Origin of the sequence: Pectobacterium carotovorum (genome assembly GCF_900129615.1) — a bacterium.
GTDB lineage: Bacteria > Pseudomonadota > Gammaproteobacteria > Enterobacterales > Enterobacteriaceae > Pectobacterium > Pectobacterium carotovorum.
Genome location: NZ_FQWI01000008.1, coordinates 126,906 through 144,261 on the forward strand (window position 1 = coordinate 126,906; position 17,356 = coordinate 144,261).

Annotated in this window: 11 protein-coding genes; 3 read left to right on the forward strand and 8 right to left on the reverse strand. The window is 54.1% G+C overall.

Going from position 1 to position 17,356, the window contains the following annotated elements; translation table 11 throughout:
* Positions 1-106: 106 nt before the first annotated feature.
* Positions 107-1,606: a glycerol-3-phosphate dehydrogenase gene (glpD, locus tag BUB06_RS16255; protein WP_010299433.1), complete on the forward strand. Its 1,500-nt coding sequence runs from the start codon at positions 107-109 to the stop codon at positions 1,604-1,606.
* Between the two features lie 89 nt (positions 1,607-1,695).
* On the opposite strand, the gene glgP is transcribed toward glpD, so the two are convergent.
* From glgP to glgB, 5 genes are all read right to left on the reverse strand, one after another.
* Complete coding sequence (glgP, locus tag BUB06_RS16260; protein WP_039474323.1) at positions 1,696-4,143, reverse strand: glycogen phosphorylase; 2,448 nt, start codon at positions 4,141-4,143, stop codon at positions 1,696-1,698.
* Between the two features lie 75 nt (positions 4,144-4,218).
* The gene (glgA, locus tag BUB06_RS16265; protein WP_010299440.1) at positions 4,219-5,658 is read right to left on the reverse strand and encodes a glycogen synthase GlgA; all 1,440 of its coding nucleotides are present in this window, start codon (positions 5,656-5,658) and stop codon (positions 4,219-4,221) included.
* 28 nt (positions 5,659-5,686) lie between these two features.
* Positions 5,687-6,964: a glucose-1-phosphate adenylyltransferase gene (glgC, locus tag BUB06_RS16270; RefSeq protein ID WP_010299443.1), complete on the reverse strand. Its 1,278-nt coding sequence runs from the start codon at positions 6,962-6,964 to the stop codon at positions 5,687-5,689.
* A gap of 35 nt (positions 6,965-6,999) precedes the next feature.
* A complete protein-coding gene (glgX, locus tag BUB06_RS16275) occupies positions 7,000-8,976 on the reverse strand; it encodes a glycogen debranching protein GlgX (RefSeq protein ID WP_039474146.1) in 1,977 nt (658 codons plus the stop codon).
* Complete coding sequence (gene glgB / locus BUB06_RS16280; RefSeq protein WP_039474149.1) at positions 8,977-11,154, reverse strand: 1,4-alpha-glucan branching enzyme; 2,178 nt, start codon at positions 11,152-11,154, stop codon at positions 8,977-8,979.
* A gap of 372 nt (positions 11,155-11,526) precedes the next feature.
* On the opposite strand from glgB, the gene BUB06_RS16285 reads away from it, so the two are divergent.
* Entirely contained in the window at positions 11,527-13,245 is a 1,719-nt protein-coding gene (locus BUB06_RS16285; protein WP_039474152.1) for a sensor histidine kinase, read from the forward strand.
* A gap of 72 nt (positions 13,246-13,317) precedes the next feature.
* Here the strand turns inward: BUB06_RS16285 and BUB06_RS16290 are convergent, their stop codons facing one another.
* From BUB06_RS16290 to asd, 3 genes are all read right to left on the reverse strand, one after another.
* Entirely contained in the window at positions 13,318-14,586 is a 1,269-nt protein-coding gene (locus tag BUB06_RS16290) for a type II toxin-antitoxin system HipA family toxin (protein ID WP_039474154.1), read from the reverse strand.
* Positions 14,576-14,896, reverse strand: coding sequence for a helix-turn-helix domain-containing protein (locus BUB06_RS16295; RefSeq protein WP_175552171.1), 321 nt, complete (start codon positions 14,894-14,896; stop codon positions 14,576-14,578). The genes BUB06_RS16290 and BUB06_RS16295 overlap by 11 nt, the downstream gene beginning before the upstream one ends.
* A 254-nt stretch (positions 14,897-15,150) precedes the next feature.
* Positions 15,151-16,254, reverse strand: coding sequence for an aspartate-semialdehyde dehydrogenase (gene asd, locus BUB06_RS16300; RefSeq protein WP_039474155.1), 1,104 nt, complete (start codon positions 16,252-16,254; stop codon positions 15,151-15,153).
* 299 nt (positions 16,255-16,553) lie between these two features.
* Between asd and BUB06_RS16305 the strand changes: the two genes are divergently transcribed.
* The gene (locus BUB06_RS16305) at positions 16,554-17,147 is read left to right on the forward strand and encodes a YhgN family NAAT transporter (protein ID WP_010277887.1); all 594 of its coding nucleotides are present in this window, start codon (positions 16,554-16,556) and stop codon (positions 17,145-17,147) included.
* Positions 17,148-17,356 lie beyond the last annotated feature (209 nt).

Genomic DNA, 17,356 nt, shown 5'->3' on the forward strand with positions numbered 1-17,356 from the left:
GCATAAATGTTTTTATTTGGTTAACCATTGGCTGATTTGTTTGTTTTCGATTATTATAATGCTCGAAAACGAACATTTTGATTTATTCGAGGGTGGAGGAAGAAACGTGGAAACCAAAGATCTAATCGTTATCGGCGGCGGAATTAACGGTGCAGGCATCGCCGCAGATGCGGCTGGGCGAGGGTTATCAGTCCTGTTGTTGGAAGCGCAGGATCTTGCCTGTGCCACGTCCTCCGCCAGTTCCAAGCTGATTCACGGCGGCCTGCGTTACCTTGAGCACTATGAGTTTCGTTTGGTCAGCGAAGCGCTGTCTGAGCGCGAAACGCTGCTGAAAATGGCTCCGCACATTATTTTCCCCATGCGCTTTCGTTTGCCCCATCAGCCGCACCTGCGTCCGGCCTGGATGATTCGTATCGGCCTTTTCATGTACGACAACATTGGCAAACGCGTCAGCCTGCCTGCCAGTAAAGGCCTGAAATTCGGCGCAGATTCTGTGCTTAAGCCTGAGCTGAAACAGGGCTTTGAATACTCTGACTGCTGGGTGGACGATGCGCGTCTGGTGGTGTTAAACGCGCAGGAAGTGACAAAACGCGGTGGGGAAGTCCGTACACGCACCAAAGTCACCCGCGCTCGCCGTGAGCAAGGCGTGTGGATTGTGGATGCGGTTGATTCACTGACCGGCGAAACCTTCACCTGGCGTGCCAAAGGTCTGGTGAACGCCACGGGTCCGTGGGTGAAAGAATTCTTTGATGACGGCCTACAGCTGAAATCGCCTTACGGCATCCGTTTGATCAAAGGCAGCCACATCGTGGTGCCAAAAGTCCATAACCAGCCGCAGGCGTACATTCTGCAAAACAAAGATCACCGTATTGTGTTCGTGATCCCGTGGCAGGATGACTACTCAATCATCGGCACGACCGACGTGGAGTACAAAGGCAATCCGCACGATGTGAAGATCGATGACAACGAAGTCGGCTACCTGTTGGATGTGTATAACGACCATTTCAAACAGCAGCTTACGCGTGACGATATCGTCTGGACTTACTCTGGCGTGCGTCCACTGTGTGATGACGAATCCGATTCTCCGCAGGCGATTACTCGTGACTACACGCTGTCAGTCGATGATGATAACGGTCAGGCTCCACTGCTTTCCGTGTTTGGCGGCAAGCTGACGACATACCGTAAGCTGGCAGAACACGCGCTGGACAAGCTGCACAAATACTACCCGCAAGCGGGTAAAGCCTGGACGAAAGGTGCAGTACTGCCGGGTGGCGATATCGCTGGCACGCGTGATGACTACGCCGCCGCGCTGCGTCGCCGCTTCAATCTGCCTGAATCACTGACGCGCCGTTACAGCCGCACCTACGGTTCAAACAGCGAACTGATTCTGGCAAACGTGAAAGGCCTCAGCGACTTGGGTGAAGATTTCGGTCATGACCTGTATGAAGCGGAACTGCGCTATCTGGTCGAAAAAGAATGGGCCGTTATGCTTGATGACGTCATCTGGCGCCGTACCAAACTGGGCATGCGCTTCGATGACGCCCAGAAACAACGCATCAGCGACTGGCTGGCAAACCATTACCAGCAGATGGCGAAAGCGGGTTAATCAGCGGTTATCGCAAGCGCCTTTTAGTACAAAAACAAAAGCGCCGTAGGTTTTTGCCTACGGCGCTTTTTCATATCATCAACGCGTAATCACAGCCGTATCGGTTTGATATTCCAGATATCTTCTGCATATTCGCCGATGGTGCGGTCAGACGAGAAATAGCCCATGTTGGCAATATTCTGGACGGCACAGCGCGCCCATTCGTCCTTTTTCGCATACAGCTCATCCACCCGATCCTGCGTATCCACATAGCTGCGATAGTCTGCCAGTAACTGGTAGTAATCGCCAAAATTCACCAGTGAATCAAACAGATCGCTGTAACGTCGGCTATCATCAGGGCTGAAGACGCCCGTGGTGATTTGCGTCAGCACGCGGTGTAGCTCTTCGTCCTGATCGTAGTATTGCCGTGGGTTGTAACCGCTCTGACGTAGCGCTTCGACCTGATCGGCCGTATTGCCGAAGATAAACATATTCTCTTCGCCAATGTGTTCCAGCATTTCGACATTCGCCCCATCCAGCGTACCGATCGTCAGCGCACCGTTCAGGGCAAACTTCATATTACTGGTCCCGGATGCTTCCGTCCCCGCCAGCGAGATCTGTTCAGAGAGATCCGCCGCAGGGATGATCAGCTGTGCCAGGCTCACGCTGTAGTTCGGGATGAAGACCACTTTCAGTCGATCGTGCAGAGTCGGATCGTTGTTGATCACCTTCGCGACGTCGTTGATCAAGTTAATAATGTGCTTCGCCATGTAATAGGCTGATGCGGCTTTGCCCGCAAAAATGACGACACGCGGCACACGCTCGACCTCGGGGTCATCCTTAATGCGGTTATAGAGCGTAATGACGTGCAGCACGTTCAGCAGTTGGCGCTTGTATTCGTGAATACGCTTAATCTGCACATCAAACAGCGATTCCGGGTTAACCACAATATTCAGGTTTTCCGCCATATAGGTCGCTAAGCGCACTTTGTTCTTCAGCTTCACCTTGCTAATTTTCTGCACAAATGCCGGATAATCGATGTGCTGTTTCAGTTCGCTCAACTGGCTCAGATCGGTGCGCCAGGTCTGCCCAATAGTGTCATCCAGCAGCTTGGAGAGCGACGGGTTAGCCAGCGCCAGCCAGCGCCGCGGCGTCACACCGTTGGTTTTATTGCAGAACCGGTTAGGGAAGAGGCGGGCGAAATCGGCAAACAGAGACTGCACCATCAGATCCGAATGCAGCTCCGATACGCCATTCACCTTATGACTAGCCACTACGGCCAGCCACGCCATGCGTATTTTACGCCCGTTGTTTTCATCAATGATGGAAACCCGCGCCAACAGTTCGTTGTCATCGGGGACTTCTTTCTGGACGTACTCCAGAAAATGTTCGTTAATTTCGAAAATCAATTGCAGATGGCGCGGCAGGATTTTACCCATCATATCAACCGGCCAGGTTTCCAGCGCTTCCTGCATCAGCGTGTGGTTGGTATAGGAGAAGACTTTCCTCACCACCGTCCACGCCTCTATCCACTTGAATTTATGCTCATCAATCAGCAAGCGCATCAATTCAGGAATAGCCAGCACCGGATGCGTATCGTTCAGATGGATAGCAAATTTCTCCGCCAGATTGGCGTAAGTCTTATGCATCATCCAGTGGCGGTTGAGGATGTCCTGCACCGTAGCAGAAACCAGAAAGTATTCCTGACGCAGGCGCAGCTCGCGGCCTGAATAGGTGGAATCATCGGGATACAGCACACGCGACACGTTTTCCGAGTGGTTTTTATCTTCCACCGCCGCAAAATAGTCGCCCTGATTGAATTTACCCAGATTGATTTCGTTACTGGCCTGCGCGCCCCACAGTCGCAGTGTATTGGTGGCATCGGTATCAAAACCGGGAATGATTTGGTCGTAGGCACAGGCAATAACTTCTTCCGTTTCCAGCCAGCGCATTTTGCTGCCTTCCTGCTGGATTCGGCCGCCGAAGCGCACTTTGTAGCGTGTGCTGTGACGCGGGAATTCCCACGCATTACCGTATTCCAGCCAGTAGTCCGGTGATTCCGCCTGCCTGCCGTTAACAATATTCTGTTTGAACATACCGTATTCATAGCGAATACCGTAGCCACGCCCCGGCAGCGCCATCGTCGCCAGTGAATCCAGAAAACAGGCGGCCAGACGCCCCAAGCCGCCGTTCCCTAAGCCGGGATCGTTTTCTTCCTGTAGCAGATCGTCCAGTTCCAGCCCCATACCATCCAGCGCGGCCTTCAGATCGTCATACAATCCCATCGCCAGCAGCGCGTTCGACAACGTCCGCCCCAGCAAAAATTCCATCGACAGGTAATAGACCTGCCGCACATCTTGCGAAAGCTGTGCCCGATTCGAGCGCAGCCAGCGTTCCACCATCCGGTCACGCACGGCCAGCAGCGTGGCGTTCAGCCAGTCATGTTTATTCGCAATGGAGGGATCTTTCCCCACGCTAAACATGAGCTTGTAAGCAATGGAGTGTTTCAGCGCTTCCACACTGAGCGTTGGTGAAGTATAGATAAACGGCGAGTTCATAATATTCATTCCCAAGTGAGTGTTACCCTACCCTGTCGCTTTCAGATTGCACGCGGATGACGCGCAGTAGGAAAACTAGTGGGTATACAAGCGTTGATAGAGCGCACCATAAGCCTGAGCAGAAACCTGCCAACCAAAATCCATCGCCATCGCCTGACGCTGCACATAGCGCCATAGCGTGGGTCGGGACCACAACACAAACACACGACGAATCGCGCGGGATAGCGATCCCACACTGCAATCGTTAAAGACGAACCCGCTTGCCAGCCCATCCGCCAGATTCTCCAGCGAACAGTCCGATACCGTATCCGCCAGCCCGCCGGTTCGGCGCACCAGCGGCAACGTGCCATATTTCAGGCCGTAGAGCTGCGTTAACCCGCAAGGCTCAAATCGGCTCGGCACCATGATGACATCCGCGCCGCCAATAATGCGGTGCGAGAAGGACTCGTGATAGCCAATCTGTACGCCAACCTGACCGTGATATTCCGCTGCCGCCGCCAGAAAACCCTCCTGCAAATCGGCATCTCCTGCGCCCAGCACCACCAGTTGCCCGCCCTGTTCCAGCAGGTCCGGCACCGCGCTTAGCGCGATATCGAGCCCTTTCTGGCTGGTCAGGCGACTGACGATGGCAAAAACCGGTGCCTTGTCGTCAACCTTCAGGCCCATCGCCGTTTGCAGATGCCGCTTGTTTGCGGCTTTGTCCGCTAAAGCGTCTCGGGTGTAATGGCTGGTGAGTAAAGGATCGTGCGCCGGATTCCAAATCGTTTCGTCTACGCCATTGAGGATACCGGACAGCCGTCCTTCTTCTTCGCGCGTTTTCAGCAAGCCCTCCATGCCGTAGCCATAAGCTGGCAGCGTAATCTCGTGCGCGTAGGTTGGGCTCACGGTCGTAATATGGTCAGCGTAGTACAATCCCGCCTTGAGGTAGGAAATCTGGCCGTAAAACTCCAGCCCGTACACCTGAAAGAAATCGCTCGGAAGTTGGAGATTCGGCATATGCCGGGCTTCAAACAGCCCTTGATAGGCCAGGTTGTGAACGGTAAAGACCGATTTCGCCGGACGGTTGCGCGCCGCCAGATAGGCGCAGGTCAGCCCCGCGTGCCAGTCATGGGCATGCACAACATCAGGTCGCCAATAGTGATCTAAACCGCATGCCATTTCGCATCCCATCCACCCCAGCAACGCAAACCGCAGGTAGTTGTCGGCATAAGCATAAAGCGCTGGGTCGTGATAAGGGCTGCCCGCGCGTTCATACAGCTCAGGCACATCAATCAAATAAATACCGACGCCGTTAAAATGGCCGAACAGCAACGTGACATGCCCCGCGAAGGTATCCAGCTCACGCACGACCTCTAGGTTGGCAATGCCTTTTTTCAGATCGGGGAAGGCAGGCAGGATGACACGGGCATCCATCCCTGCCGCAATCTGCGCGCCGGGCAACGCACCAGCCACATCCGCCAGTCCACCGGTTTTCAATAGTGGAAATAGCTCTGAACAAACATGTAAGACCCGCATTATTACTCCCGTTTTGTTCCGATGGTGTTTACAGCTTTTCCAACATTGATCGTGTGACCAGCACGATCCCCTCTTCCGAACGGTAAAAACGGCGGCTATCCTCTTCCGCGTTTTCACCAATCACCATGCCTTCCGGCAAGTGGCAGGCGCGATCGATCACACAACGGCGTAAACGACAGGAGCGCCCCACGTTGACGTCCGGCAGGATCACCGTCGAATCGATACTGCAAAACGAATTCACCCGCACGCGCGGGAACAGCACGGAATGCGTGACAACAGAACCAGAGACGATGCAGCCCCCGGATACCAGCGAGTTCATCGTCATGCCGTGACTGCCGGAACGGTCCTGAACAAATTTGGCGGGCGGCAGCGATTCAATCGCGGAACGAATCGGCCAGTGCCGATCGTACACATCCAGCTCCGGCGTCACTGACGCCAAATCGAGATTGGCACGCCAGTAGGCTTCCAGCGTACCGACATCCCGCCAATACTGGTTTTCATCTTCGCCCGACGTGACGCACGACAGCGTAAAAGGGTGCGCCCAGGCCAGACGCTGCGAGACAATCTTCGGGATCAGATCCTGCCCAAAGTCGTGGGCAGAGTCCGTCGCGTTACGATCCGCTTCCAGTAATTGATAAAGATAGTCCGCATTAAAAACATAGATCCCCATGCTCGCGAGCGCCATATCGGGGTTATCCGGCATCGGCGTCGGGTTATCCGGTTTTTCAGCAAAATCGAGGATGCGATGCTGTTTGTCCACGCTCATGACGCCAAAGGCGCTGGCCTCTTCTATCGGCACGGGCAGGCAGGCGACCGTACATTCCGCCCCCTTCTCCACGTGATCGATCAGCATACGTGAGTAGTCCATTTTGTAGATGTGATCGCCCGCGAGGATCACCACATACTCCGCACGGTAGCGCCGAATAATGTCGAGATTCTGACAAACCGCGTCCGCCGTTCCCCGATACCAGTGATCGGTAGAATGGCGCTGCTGCGCAGGAAGCAAATCGACAAATTCGTTCATTTCCGCATTCAGAAATGACCAGCCGCGCTGAATGTGCTGCACCAGCGTATGCGACTGATATTGCGTAATCACGCCAATACGGCGGATACCGGAATTCAGGCAGTTAGAGAGCGCGAAATCAATGATGCGAAATTTGCCGCCAAAATGGACGGCGGGCTTGGCACGCAATGCCGTCAGCCCTTTCAGTCGCGTTCCACGGCCTCCGGCCAAAATTAATGCCACGGATTTCAAAGGGAGCTGTCTTGCCAACATCAGAGGGTCATGCTTGTCGTTATTCACCATGGCTATCTCCTGATTATTCTTTTAATGGCTTGCGCTTAGGCGGTCTGTTTTATCAAGACGCCTACCGCCTGCGCTTGTCCGTGCCAAATTCCACCCTCAGGCGGATTCGTCTCATCAAACGGCGGTGAAACCTGCCAGTGGCCTTCTGGCAAAATGAACGCACCGGCATGCAGGCTGGCGTTAAACACCACGAGCCAACGACCGGAAAGTAAAATCTGTAGCTGGTGCTCCCCCTGCTCCCACTGTTGCGGCATCAAAGGCTGTCCTTCTCGGTTCAGCCACTGCACCGCGCCATCCCCTTCTTGCCACCACGTTTCCTGCTGTAATGCCGGAATCGTGCGGCGTAACTGGATCAATCCGGCGACAAATTCGCGCAGTGCGCTATTCGCGTTTTCCCAGTGTAGCCAGGTCAATTCGTTATCCTGACAGTAGGCGTTGTTGTTACCCTGCTGGCTGTGTCCCAGTTCATCGCCTGCCAGCAGCATTGGCGTTCCCTGCGACAGAATCAGCGTCGTCAGCAGCGCCTTCTGGCTGGCCAGTCGGCGCTGAAGGATGTCATCGTCCGCTTCCAGCCCTTCCGTGCCGTGGTTATTGCTGAAATTGCTGCCTGTGCCGTCGCGGTTACCCTCGCCGTTGGCATCGTTGTGCTTGTGGTTGAAACTCACCAGATCGCGCAGCGTAAAGCCGTCATGGGCGGTCAGTTTATTGATAGAGGCGTAAGGTAGGCGGTCGCGCTGCTGGAAGATGTCGCTGGAGGCGGCAAAGCGGCGGGCAAATGCGCCGAGAGAAATATCACCATGCAGCCAAAAGCGGCGCATGTCGTCACGGTAGCGGTCACTCCACTCGGCAAACGGTGTTGGGAACTGACCGAGCTGATAACCGCCATGCCCGATGTCCCACGGTTCGGCGATCAGCTTGCAGCCCTGCAAGCGGCTATCATTTTTCATGGCGGACAGCAGCGGCGCGGCGGCGGTAAAATCCGGGGTACGCCCCAGCACCGTTGCCAGATCGAAGCGGAAACCGTCAACGTGGCACACCTCGCGCCAGAAGCGCAGGCAGTCCATCACCCAATCAATTACCGCCGGATGATTCAGGCGCAGCACATTGCCGCAGCCGGTCCAGTTATGGTATTCGCCGTTGTCACCCAGCCAGTAATAACTGCGGTTGTCGATGCCGCGCTGGCACAGCGTAGGCCCTTCGACGTCCAGCTCGGCGCTGTGGTTGAACACCACATCCAGAATGACCTCGATACCCGCGTGATGCAGCGCTTTCACCGCATCCCGAAATTCATTCAGCGCATCATCACCTGCGGCCAGGCTGTTATCGACGGCAAACGGCAGCAGCACGTTATAGCCCCAGTAGTTACGCAGCCCCAACTGTTGAAGTCGGGGTTCATCGGCATGTTGCTGCACCGGGAGCAATTCCAGCGCCGTCACGCCCAGCGACGTCAGATAGTCAATCATCACCGGATGGCCTAACGCCGCATAGCTACCGCGAATGTCTTCGGGAATATCAGGGTGCAACTGCGTCAGCCCGCGAACGTGCGCCTCATAGATCACCGTCTGATTCCAGGGCGTTTGCGGATGCTGGTCATCCTGCCAGTCGTAGTCCTCTGCCGTGACCACGCACTTCGCCATGATGCCAGCGCTGTCACGTTCATCCCGTTGGTCAATCCCGCCTTGCAGGCAAGCGTCATCCACCACCCAGCCATCAAGCTGGCGTGCGCACGGATCCAACAGCAGCTTATGCGGATTGAAACGCAAACCCTGAGAAGGTTCGAACGGCCCATCGACACGAAAACCGTAGCGTAGCCCCGGCTGTGCATCGGGGAGATAGCCGTGCCAGATATCGCCGCTGCGTGCCGTCAGCTCAATACGCTGTTCCTGCTGACGTTCATCAAACACGCACAGCTCGACCCGCTCGGCATCCGCCGAAAACAGGGCGAAATTCACGCCCTGTCCATCAAAACTGGCCCCCAGCGGCGTCGGCTTGCCCGTCTGCAATTCCGCCATTTACGCCTCCTTCACCAAGTACAGCGTGGCAAGCGGCGGAATGGTCAGCACCAGAGAATGCTGGCGCTGGTGGCTGCCGTGCTCCTCGCTGTAAATCGTCCCGACATTGCCCACATCGCTACCGTTGTAGTGGACAGAATCTGTGTTGATCGCTTCTCGCCAACCGCCAGGCTGGTTGATGCCAATCCGGTATCCATAGCGCGGAACCGGCGTAAAGTTGCTGACTACCAGCACTTCATTGCCTTGCTCATCACGCCGGACAAAGGCAAAGACCGAGTTTTCCCGATCATCCACCACCAGCCATTCAAAGCCCTGCGGCTGAAAATCCAGCTGATACAGCGACGGCTGCTGGCGATAGTAGTGGTTGAGATCGCGTACCAGCGTCTGCACGCCACGGTGCCAGCCTTCCGGTTCATCCAACAGATGCCAGTCCAGACTGGCATCGTGGTTCCACTCACGCCCTTGCGCAAATTCGCCGCCCATAAACAGCAGCTTCTTGCCGGGATACGCCCACATAAAGCCGTAATAAGCACGTAAATTGGCAAATTTCTGCCAGACATCGCCGGGCATACGATCCAGCAGCGAGTGCTTGCCGTGCACCACTTCATCGTGAGACAGCGGCAGCACGAAGTTCTCGCTATAGGCGTACAACATGCCGAATGTCAGCAAATCGTGATGGTATTTGCGGTGAACCGGATCGAGTTGCATATAGGCCAGCGTGTCGTGCATCCAGCCCATGTTCCACTTGTAGTGAAACCCTAACCCGTTGCAGTCCGGCGGCAGCGTGACACCCGGATAATCGGTGGACTCTTCAGCAAGCGTAATCGCCGCCGGTGCGGCATGACCCAGCATGTGGTTGGTGTAGCGCAGAAATGCGATAGCTTCGAGATTCTCTTTACCGCCATAATGGTTCGGCACCCATTCGCCTTCGCTACGGCTGTAGTCGCGGTAAATCATGGAAGCCACGGCGTCGACCCGCAGCCCGTCAATGCCATAGCGCTCCATCCAGAACAGCGCATTGCCCGCCAGATAGTTACGCACCTCATGGCGGCCATAGTTATAAATCAGCGTGTTCCAGTCCTGATGATAGCCTTCGCGGGGATCGGCGTATTCATACAGCGCGGTGCCGTCAAACTGTGCCAAACCGTATTCGTCGCCGGGAAAATGCCCCGGCACCCAGTCCAGCAGGACGTTGATACCCGCGTCATGGAGCGCATCAACAAAGGCTCGGAACTCCGACGCCGTGCCGAAACGGCGGGTTGGCGCATACAGCCCCAGCGGTTGATAACCCCAGCTGCCATCGAACGGGTGTTCGTTAATCGGCATCAGCTCCACATGCGTGAAGCCCATGTACTGCACATAATCAATCAGCTGATTCGCCAGTTCCTGATAGCTCAGCCAGAAATTGTTATCCGTATGCCGCCGCCAGGAACCCAGGTGAACTTCATAAATGGAGATCGGTGAACGCAGCCCATTCGCCTCACGCCGGGCGTCGCTGGTCGGGACTTTCTCAGGCAGCGGTGTAATCAGCGACGCGGTATCCGGGCGCATCTGCGCTTCAAACGCATACGGATCGGCCTTCAATCGGACGCTGCCGTGGCTGTCGATCATTTCATATTTGTAGAGCTGTCCCGCTTTCACATCGGGCAGAAACAGCTCCCAAATGCCGTTTTCTCTGCGCAGCCGCATCGGATGACGTCGACCGTCCCAGAAGTTGAACTGCCCCACCACTGAAACGCGCTGCGCATTCGGTGCCCAGACGGCAAAGCGCGTGCCTTCAACACCGTCCAGCGTTTCCAGATGCGCGCCTAACCGCTCGTAAGGTCGCAGATGGGTGCCTTCAGCCAAAAGCCAACTATCCATATCCTGCAACAGCGGGCCAAAACGGTAAGGATCTTCAATGACCCAGGTTTCTTCACCCCAGGTCACGGCTAATTGATAGTGAAAAGCCTGCTTCCGACGTGGCACCAGGCCACAAAAAAAACCGCGTTCGTCTACACGATCCAGCTCGACGATTTTTCGTCCATTGCTGGCATCCACAACCCAGACTGCCTGCGCATCTGGCAGCAGTGCCCGAACTTCAAGACCTTTGGAGGAATGATGCATACCTAACAGCGAAAACGGGTCGGCATAGTGCCCAGAAATAAGTGAATTAATCGCCTCAGAAAACGCTGACATGGTATCCATCCTCTGATTAACCATTTGAATTAAATAAATAAGTAATATAAAAAGCGCATTACGTTGCGTTTATATTCTCCCGTTACTTATTTTTAACAAAAAACCAATAAAAATAACGGGTTATTAGCTTGCTAATGAATAACAGCGACGTGTAAAAATAATGAATACTATGAAAGAGTTCTTGAACCACGCCCCCTAATTCAGCGTAGTCAAAGAACGGAGAAATATCAGAGAACTGATGAAATTTTTCCGTTTATATTTATATGAATAAGTTATGACACGGGATAATTAGCATCTTTTGTTTAAAGATCGATTCGTCCGCTAGCAAAAAGCAGTACAATTTGGCGGATTTCGTATGATGAGACCCCGCCCATGGTTAGCCAGATTGATCTGATTCTTTCCCTTTTACAGCAGATGTGTGTGTATCTGGTTATCGCTTATTTGCTCAGTAAAACACCGCTTTTTATCCCGCTGATGCAGGTCACCATCCGCCTGCCGCACAAGCTGGTCTGCTATCTGGTTTTTTCCGTGTTTTGCATTATGGGAACCTATTTCGGCCTGCATATAGACGATTCTATTGCCAATACCCGCGCGACGGGTGCCGTGCTCGGCGGCATGCTGGGCGGCCCTTCCGTCGGCTTTCTCGTCGGGTTAACGGGCGGATTACACCGCTATTCGATGGGCGGCATGACCGCGCTGGCCTGTATGCTGTCGACGATTGCCGAAGGCTTGCTCGGCGGGCTGTTACACCGCTATCTGGCACGCCGCAACCGCATCGATTTGCTGTTCCAGCCCCTCGTCGTCGGCTTGACCGCGCTGGTTGCGGAGATACTGCAAATGGCAATTATCCTACTGGTCGCCCGTCCGTTTGATAACGCCGTTGAACTGGTTCGAGATATCGCCTTACCGATGATGATCACCAACACCATCGGTGCCGCCATGTTCATGCGCATCCTGCTCGACAGGCGCGCTATTTTTGAAAAATACACCTCTGCGTTTTCCGCCAAGGCATTGCAAATCGCCGCCCGCGCCGAAGGGGCGCTGCGTCAGGGGTTTAACCCACAAAACAGTATGCGCGTTGCCCGTGTTTTGTATGAAGAGCTGGGCGTGGGTGCCGTGGCGATTACCGATCGCGACAAACTGCTAGCCTTCATTGGGCTGGGCGACGATCACCACAACGTCGGCGCGCCTATCACGTCATCACACACCCGTCGGGCGATAGACAACAATCAGGTGGTGTACGCCGACGGCAACGAGGTGTCTTATACCTGTTCGGTTTCATCACACTGTAAACTCGGTTCCACGCTGGTGATCCCCCTGCGTGGTGAAGATCAGCGCGTTGTCGGCACGATCAAGCTTTATGAGCCCAAGAATAAGCTATTTTCCAGCATTAACCGTACGCTAGGGGAAGGGATTGCCCACCTGCTTTCCGCACAGATTCTGACGGGCCGCTTTGAACAGCAGAAACAGCTGCTGGCCCAGTCGGAAATCAAGCTGCTGCACGCGCAGGTCAACCCGCATTTTCTGTTTAACGCGCTCAATACGCTGTCCGCCGTAATACGACGCAATCCCGATCACGCTCGCCAGCTGGTGCTGTCTCTGTCGACGTTTTTCCGTAAAAACCTCAAGCGCAGCAACGATGAAGTGTCGCTCAATGACGAACTGGAGCACGTTAATGCCTATCTCGAAATCGAAAAAGCGCGCTTTGCCGATCACCTGACCGTAGAGATTTCGCTGCCGGAAACGCTGCGTGAGGCGAGATTACCCGCGTTTTCCCTGCAACCGATTGTCGAAAATGCGATTAAACACGGTATCTCACAGATGATTGAAAGTGGGCACATCCACATCAGCGGACGTCTGCACGCCAACACGCTGGAGCTGTCAGTGGAAGATAACGCCGGCACCTACCAGCCCCGCAGCGGTGGCGATGGGTTAGGCATGAATCTGGTCGACCGCCGTATCAAAGCACGCTACGGCAACCGCTATGGCATAACAGTGGTCAGCGAAGCGGATAAATTCACTCGGGTCGAAGTACGCGTCCCACTGATCTCACCGCGTCAGGCACTGGAAAAGCTGGATAGCGTGGCGTGATGGGGAGATAAAGGCGTGGCGGGTTGGATGTTGCAGATTAAACACAATATGAATCTGCAACACGCCATAACGTCAACGTTTCTGCAAGCAACGAATATTGTCGTTGATGCGATCCTGAATAGTACGGAGCGTATCCTGCGTGATACATCCAGGAAACATACCTGCGGCTCTCTTAGCGAAACTGGCGGCAACCTCGCCGTATTTCTCTATGATGATATCCACTTGTGAGGATGTCAGATCAGCCTCCTGCACGCCAAGTTCCTGGAGCTGTTTCCGAGTGATTTCTAATGCTTCTCCCATCACGTCCATTTGATGATATCCCCCCGGACCTTCACAGTAGGTGACATCATAGGCTGGTGCCAGTTGCCACTGCCCAGACGATGACATGATATAGGCGAAGTTCTTCGGATGATCGTCCCGGTTATTGAAAATAACGTTAAAGACAACCCGCTCAAAGGCCAGCACTTTTTCCCTTACATCATTGGTGCATAGTTGAGTTGCGCGCAGAAAATTAGCATAGTCCAGCGAACCAGGGCTCTGATAGTTTGCCTCAGTAAAAGCAGCAAGACTTTGCATCGGGATACGTAAACCATTTTGTCGGTCGAATCGCCTGCTGGCAAATGCCGACTGCCCGTTGGGCAACTCAAAATATTCTGTGTCTGGCGTGTGGATATGACATTCTCGCAGGCATTGCGCATAAACTGCTTCGATAGCACAAACTTCCGGATGTTCCTGCCTTGCCGGAAACTTAAACAGCCAGGCCTCCAGACCCGATACAGCAGATGTCGTAAATGTTTTGGCTTCTGGGTCACGATACAGCAGCGCTTTGGGCCTAGCCCCTTGAGGCGATCCGCCCATCTGCAATAGCCTTTGCAGGAACGCTCCGCCCTCCCCCTCTAGCACTTCCTGAACTTCTGCAGACAGCTGGGCAAGCGGAATATCCTCAACCACCGCAGCGGCTTCAGGCTGGGAAGGTTCGAACGACATTGCTCCCATCGCATTGCTGCCGATATAGGTCAGCCGTTCCAAAGGACCGATACGCGCAGTATTGAGACCACGGAGCCTGAACAGACGATCCATCAATAACATGCCCCAGCCGTCAGGAAGCGAATCATAGACAGGTCCCGGTAGACCCAGTTGATGCGAGGGAAAGCCTCGGGATAATCTTGGCCCTTTCAGGGGCAATCTTAAGGACGACAACTCCAGTCCACGGCGCATGGCTTCCTCACTGTACTCAAACATAATCAGTGGGCGGCCAGTCAGCGCGGTAGAAGAGACCAGCGTTCCCCATTGCCAGCGTTCCCCCCATCCCTCGTAGTACACATCAACTTTACTCACCATCGTTAGAACTCCTTTTTATACGTTGGCGGGTGGCGTTTTTTTCGTAACGAAGTAGGTCATCAAGGCTGTCTATCTTTGGCATAAACAGCGTCGCCAGCTCATTACCACGCCCAAGAACCATCGCTACTCTGACCACATTCTCAAACCCGACATTACGTCCAGACTCCAGATTGGACACGGTGTTGACGCCAATGCCTGAGCGAGCTGCCACATCTGACTGGGTCATCTGCTGCGACAGCCGCTCCTTACGCAATCGCTCACAGAGCAGTTTGACGATCTCGTCAGGCTTACTCATGGATAAATCCATCATATTGTGAGTTACCTCGTACAAATTAACTTAACACCCAATATTATAGATTTATTTACTGCCATTCGACAGTAAGGTAGCGTTAATTTCAGCAATAAATGCGATGCCGAAATCCATCAAAACCAAAACCTGACAGAGATAAGATAAACGAGTGCAAATTGCCGAAGACGTAACTAAAAGAAGGGATTTGATCTTAGAAACTGACGCAACACCAACTGATGTTGCGCCAGAAAAGCAGGAAGACTATAGCAAGATAACTACAGCAGGATGCGCAGCATACGGCGCAGCGGTTCAGCGGCTCCCCACAGCAGCTGATCGCCGACCGTGAAGGCGGACAGGTATTCCGGCCCCATGTTCAGCTTACGCAGACGACCCACCGGCGTGGAAAGCGTGCCCGTTACCGCAGCAGGGGTCAGCTCACGCATGGTGATGTCACGATCGTTCGGCACCACTTTCACCCAGTCGTTGTGGGTTGCCAGCAGTTGTTCGATTTCCGGCAGTGCCACGTCTTTTTTCAGTTTGATGGTGAACGCCTGGCTGTGGCAGCGCAGTGCGCCGACACGGACGCAAAGACCGTCAACAGGAATGACGCTGCTGGTGCTCAGAATCTTGTTGGTTTCCGCCTGACCTTTCCACTCTTCGCGGCTCTGGCCGTTATCCAGCTGTTTGTCGATCCACGGAATCAGGCTGCCCGCCAATGGCACACCGAAGTTATCAGTCGGCAGCGAACCGCTACGGGTCAGTGCTGTCACTTTACGCTCAATATCCAGAATCGCAGAAGCCGGATCCTGTAGCTCTTTCGCCACTTCACCGTGTAACGAACCCATCTGGGCCAGCAGTTCACGCATGTGACGCGCACCGCCGCCAGAAGCAGCTTGATACGTCGCAGCAGAAACCCACTCCACCAGATTGTTAGCAAACAGGCCGCCCAATGACATCAGCATCAGGCTGACGGTACAGTTACCGCCGGCAAAGGTTTTGATGCCTTTATCCAGACCCTGTTGAATCACCCCGTGGTTCACCGGATCCAGAATAATAATCGCGTCGTCTTTCATACGCAGTGAGGATGCCGCGTCGATCCAGTAACCCTGCCAGCCACTTTCACGCAGCTTTGGGTAAACTTCATTGGTATAATCGCCGCCCTGACAGGTAATGATGATGTCCAGCGCGCGCAGGGCTTCGATATTATAAGCATCCTGCAACACGCCTTTATGACCGCCCAGCGCTGGAGCAGCGTCGCCGTGCTGAGAAGTCGAAAAGAATACCGGGTGAATCACATCAAAGTCGCGTTCTTCCACCATGCGCTGCATGAGAACCGAGCCGACCATACCGCGCCAGCCAATAAAACCAACATTTTTCATGGTAACTGTCCTGCTTTGGGGGTAACAAAAAGAATTCTGGCTAACGTCGATAGCGCTTAGTGATTGCTGACTCGGTGATCTCCCGCAGAGGTCGCGCGCGCGTCGTGTCGTAAACCTGTAAATAATCGTGTCATTCAACCTTACAAAATGTACATAAAGTCGCAAGTGAATTTATTCGATAGTACGGCAATTTTCAGCAGTCATTCTAATATCATCAACCTGGCACAGGATAACAATGTTGGTCAGCCCGTAAAGATGGCCCAGGTCAGGAAACAAGGTTTCGGGAGTAAAAAACCAAAATGACAGAAATGATCTCCGCAACAGTGCTGCTGTTGCTCATTATGGATCCACTCGGCAACCTGCCGATTTTCATGTCCGTACTCAAACACCTCGACCCCAAACGCCGACGTGTGGTGCTGATCCGTGAAATGCTGATCGCACTCGGACTGATGCTGATTTTCCTGTTCGCCGGTGAACACATTCTGGCGTTCCTGAATCTGCGCACCGAAACCGTGTCGATTTCCGGCGGTATCGTGCTGTTCCTCATCGCGATTCGTATGATTTTTCCTTCGCAGGAAGGCAATAGCAGCGGTCTGCCAGCCGGAGAAGAACCGTTTCTGGTGCCAATGGCGATTCCGCTGGTCGCGGGGCCGTCGATTCTCGCGGCGCTAATGCTGCTTTCCCACCAGTATCCCAATCAGCTACCTCACCTGACGCTGGCGCTGTTTATCGCCTGGACGATCTCTTTCATCATCCTGCTGATGTCCGATGTGTTCTTGCGTTTGCTGGGCGAGAAAGGTGTGAGCGCGTTGGAGAAATTGATGGGGTTAATTCTGGTGATGCTATCAACGCAGATGTTCCTCGACGGCGTGCGGGCTTATATGAAGTTATAACTGCTCCGTTTCCCCCTGAGTCTTATACATAAATGCGCAAATGATTTTGGGGTTGACGTTATCTGGCGTAAAAATTATGCAGCGGTGGGCATGACCACCGAGTGAGCGGCAGGGACGCCGCGAAAGACGGTGCCGCGCCGGGAGCGCGTCACCGTCGGCTCGAAAAGTGGTCATGAACGCCGATGGCACCGCGTAGCGGCATAATTTAG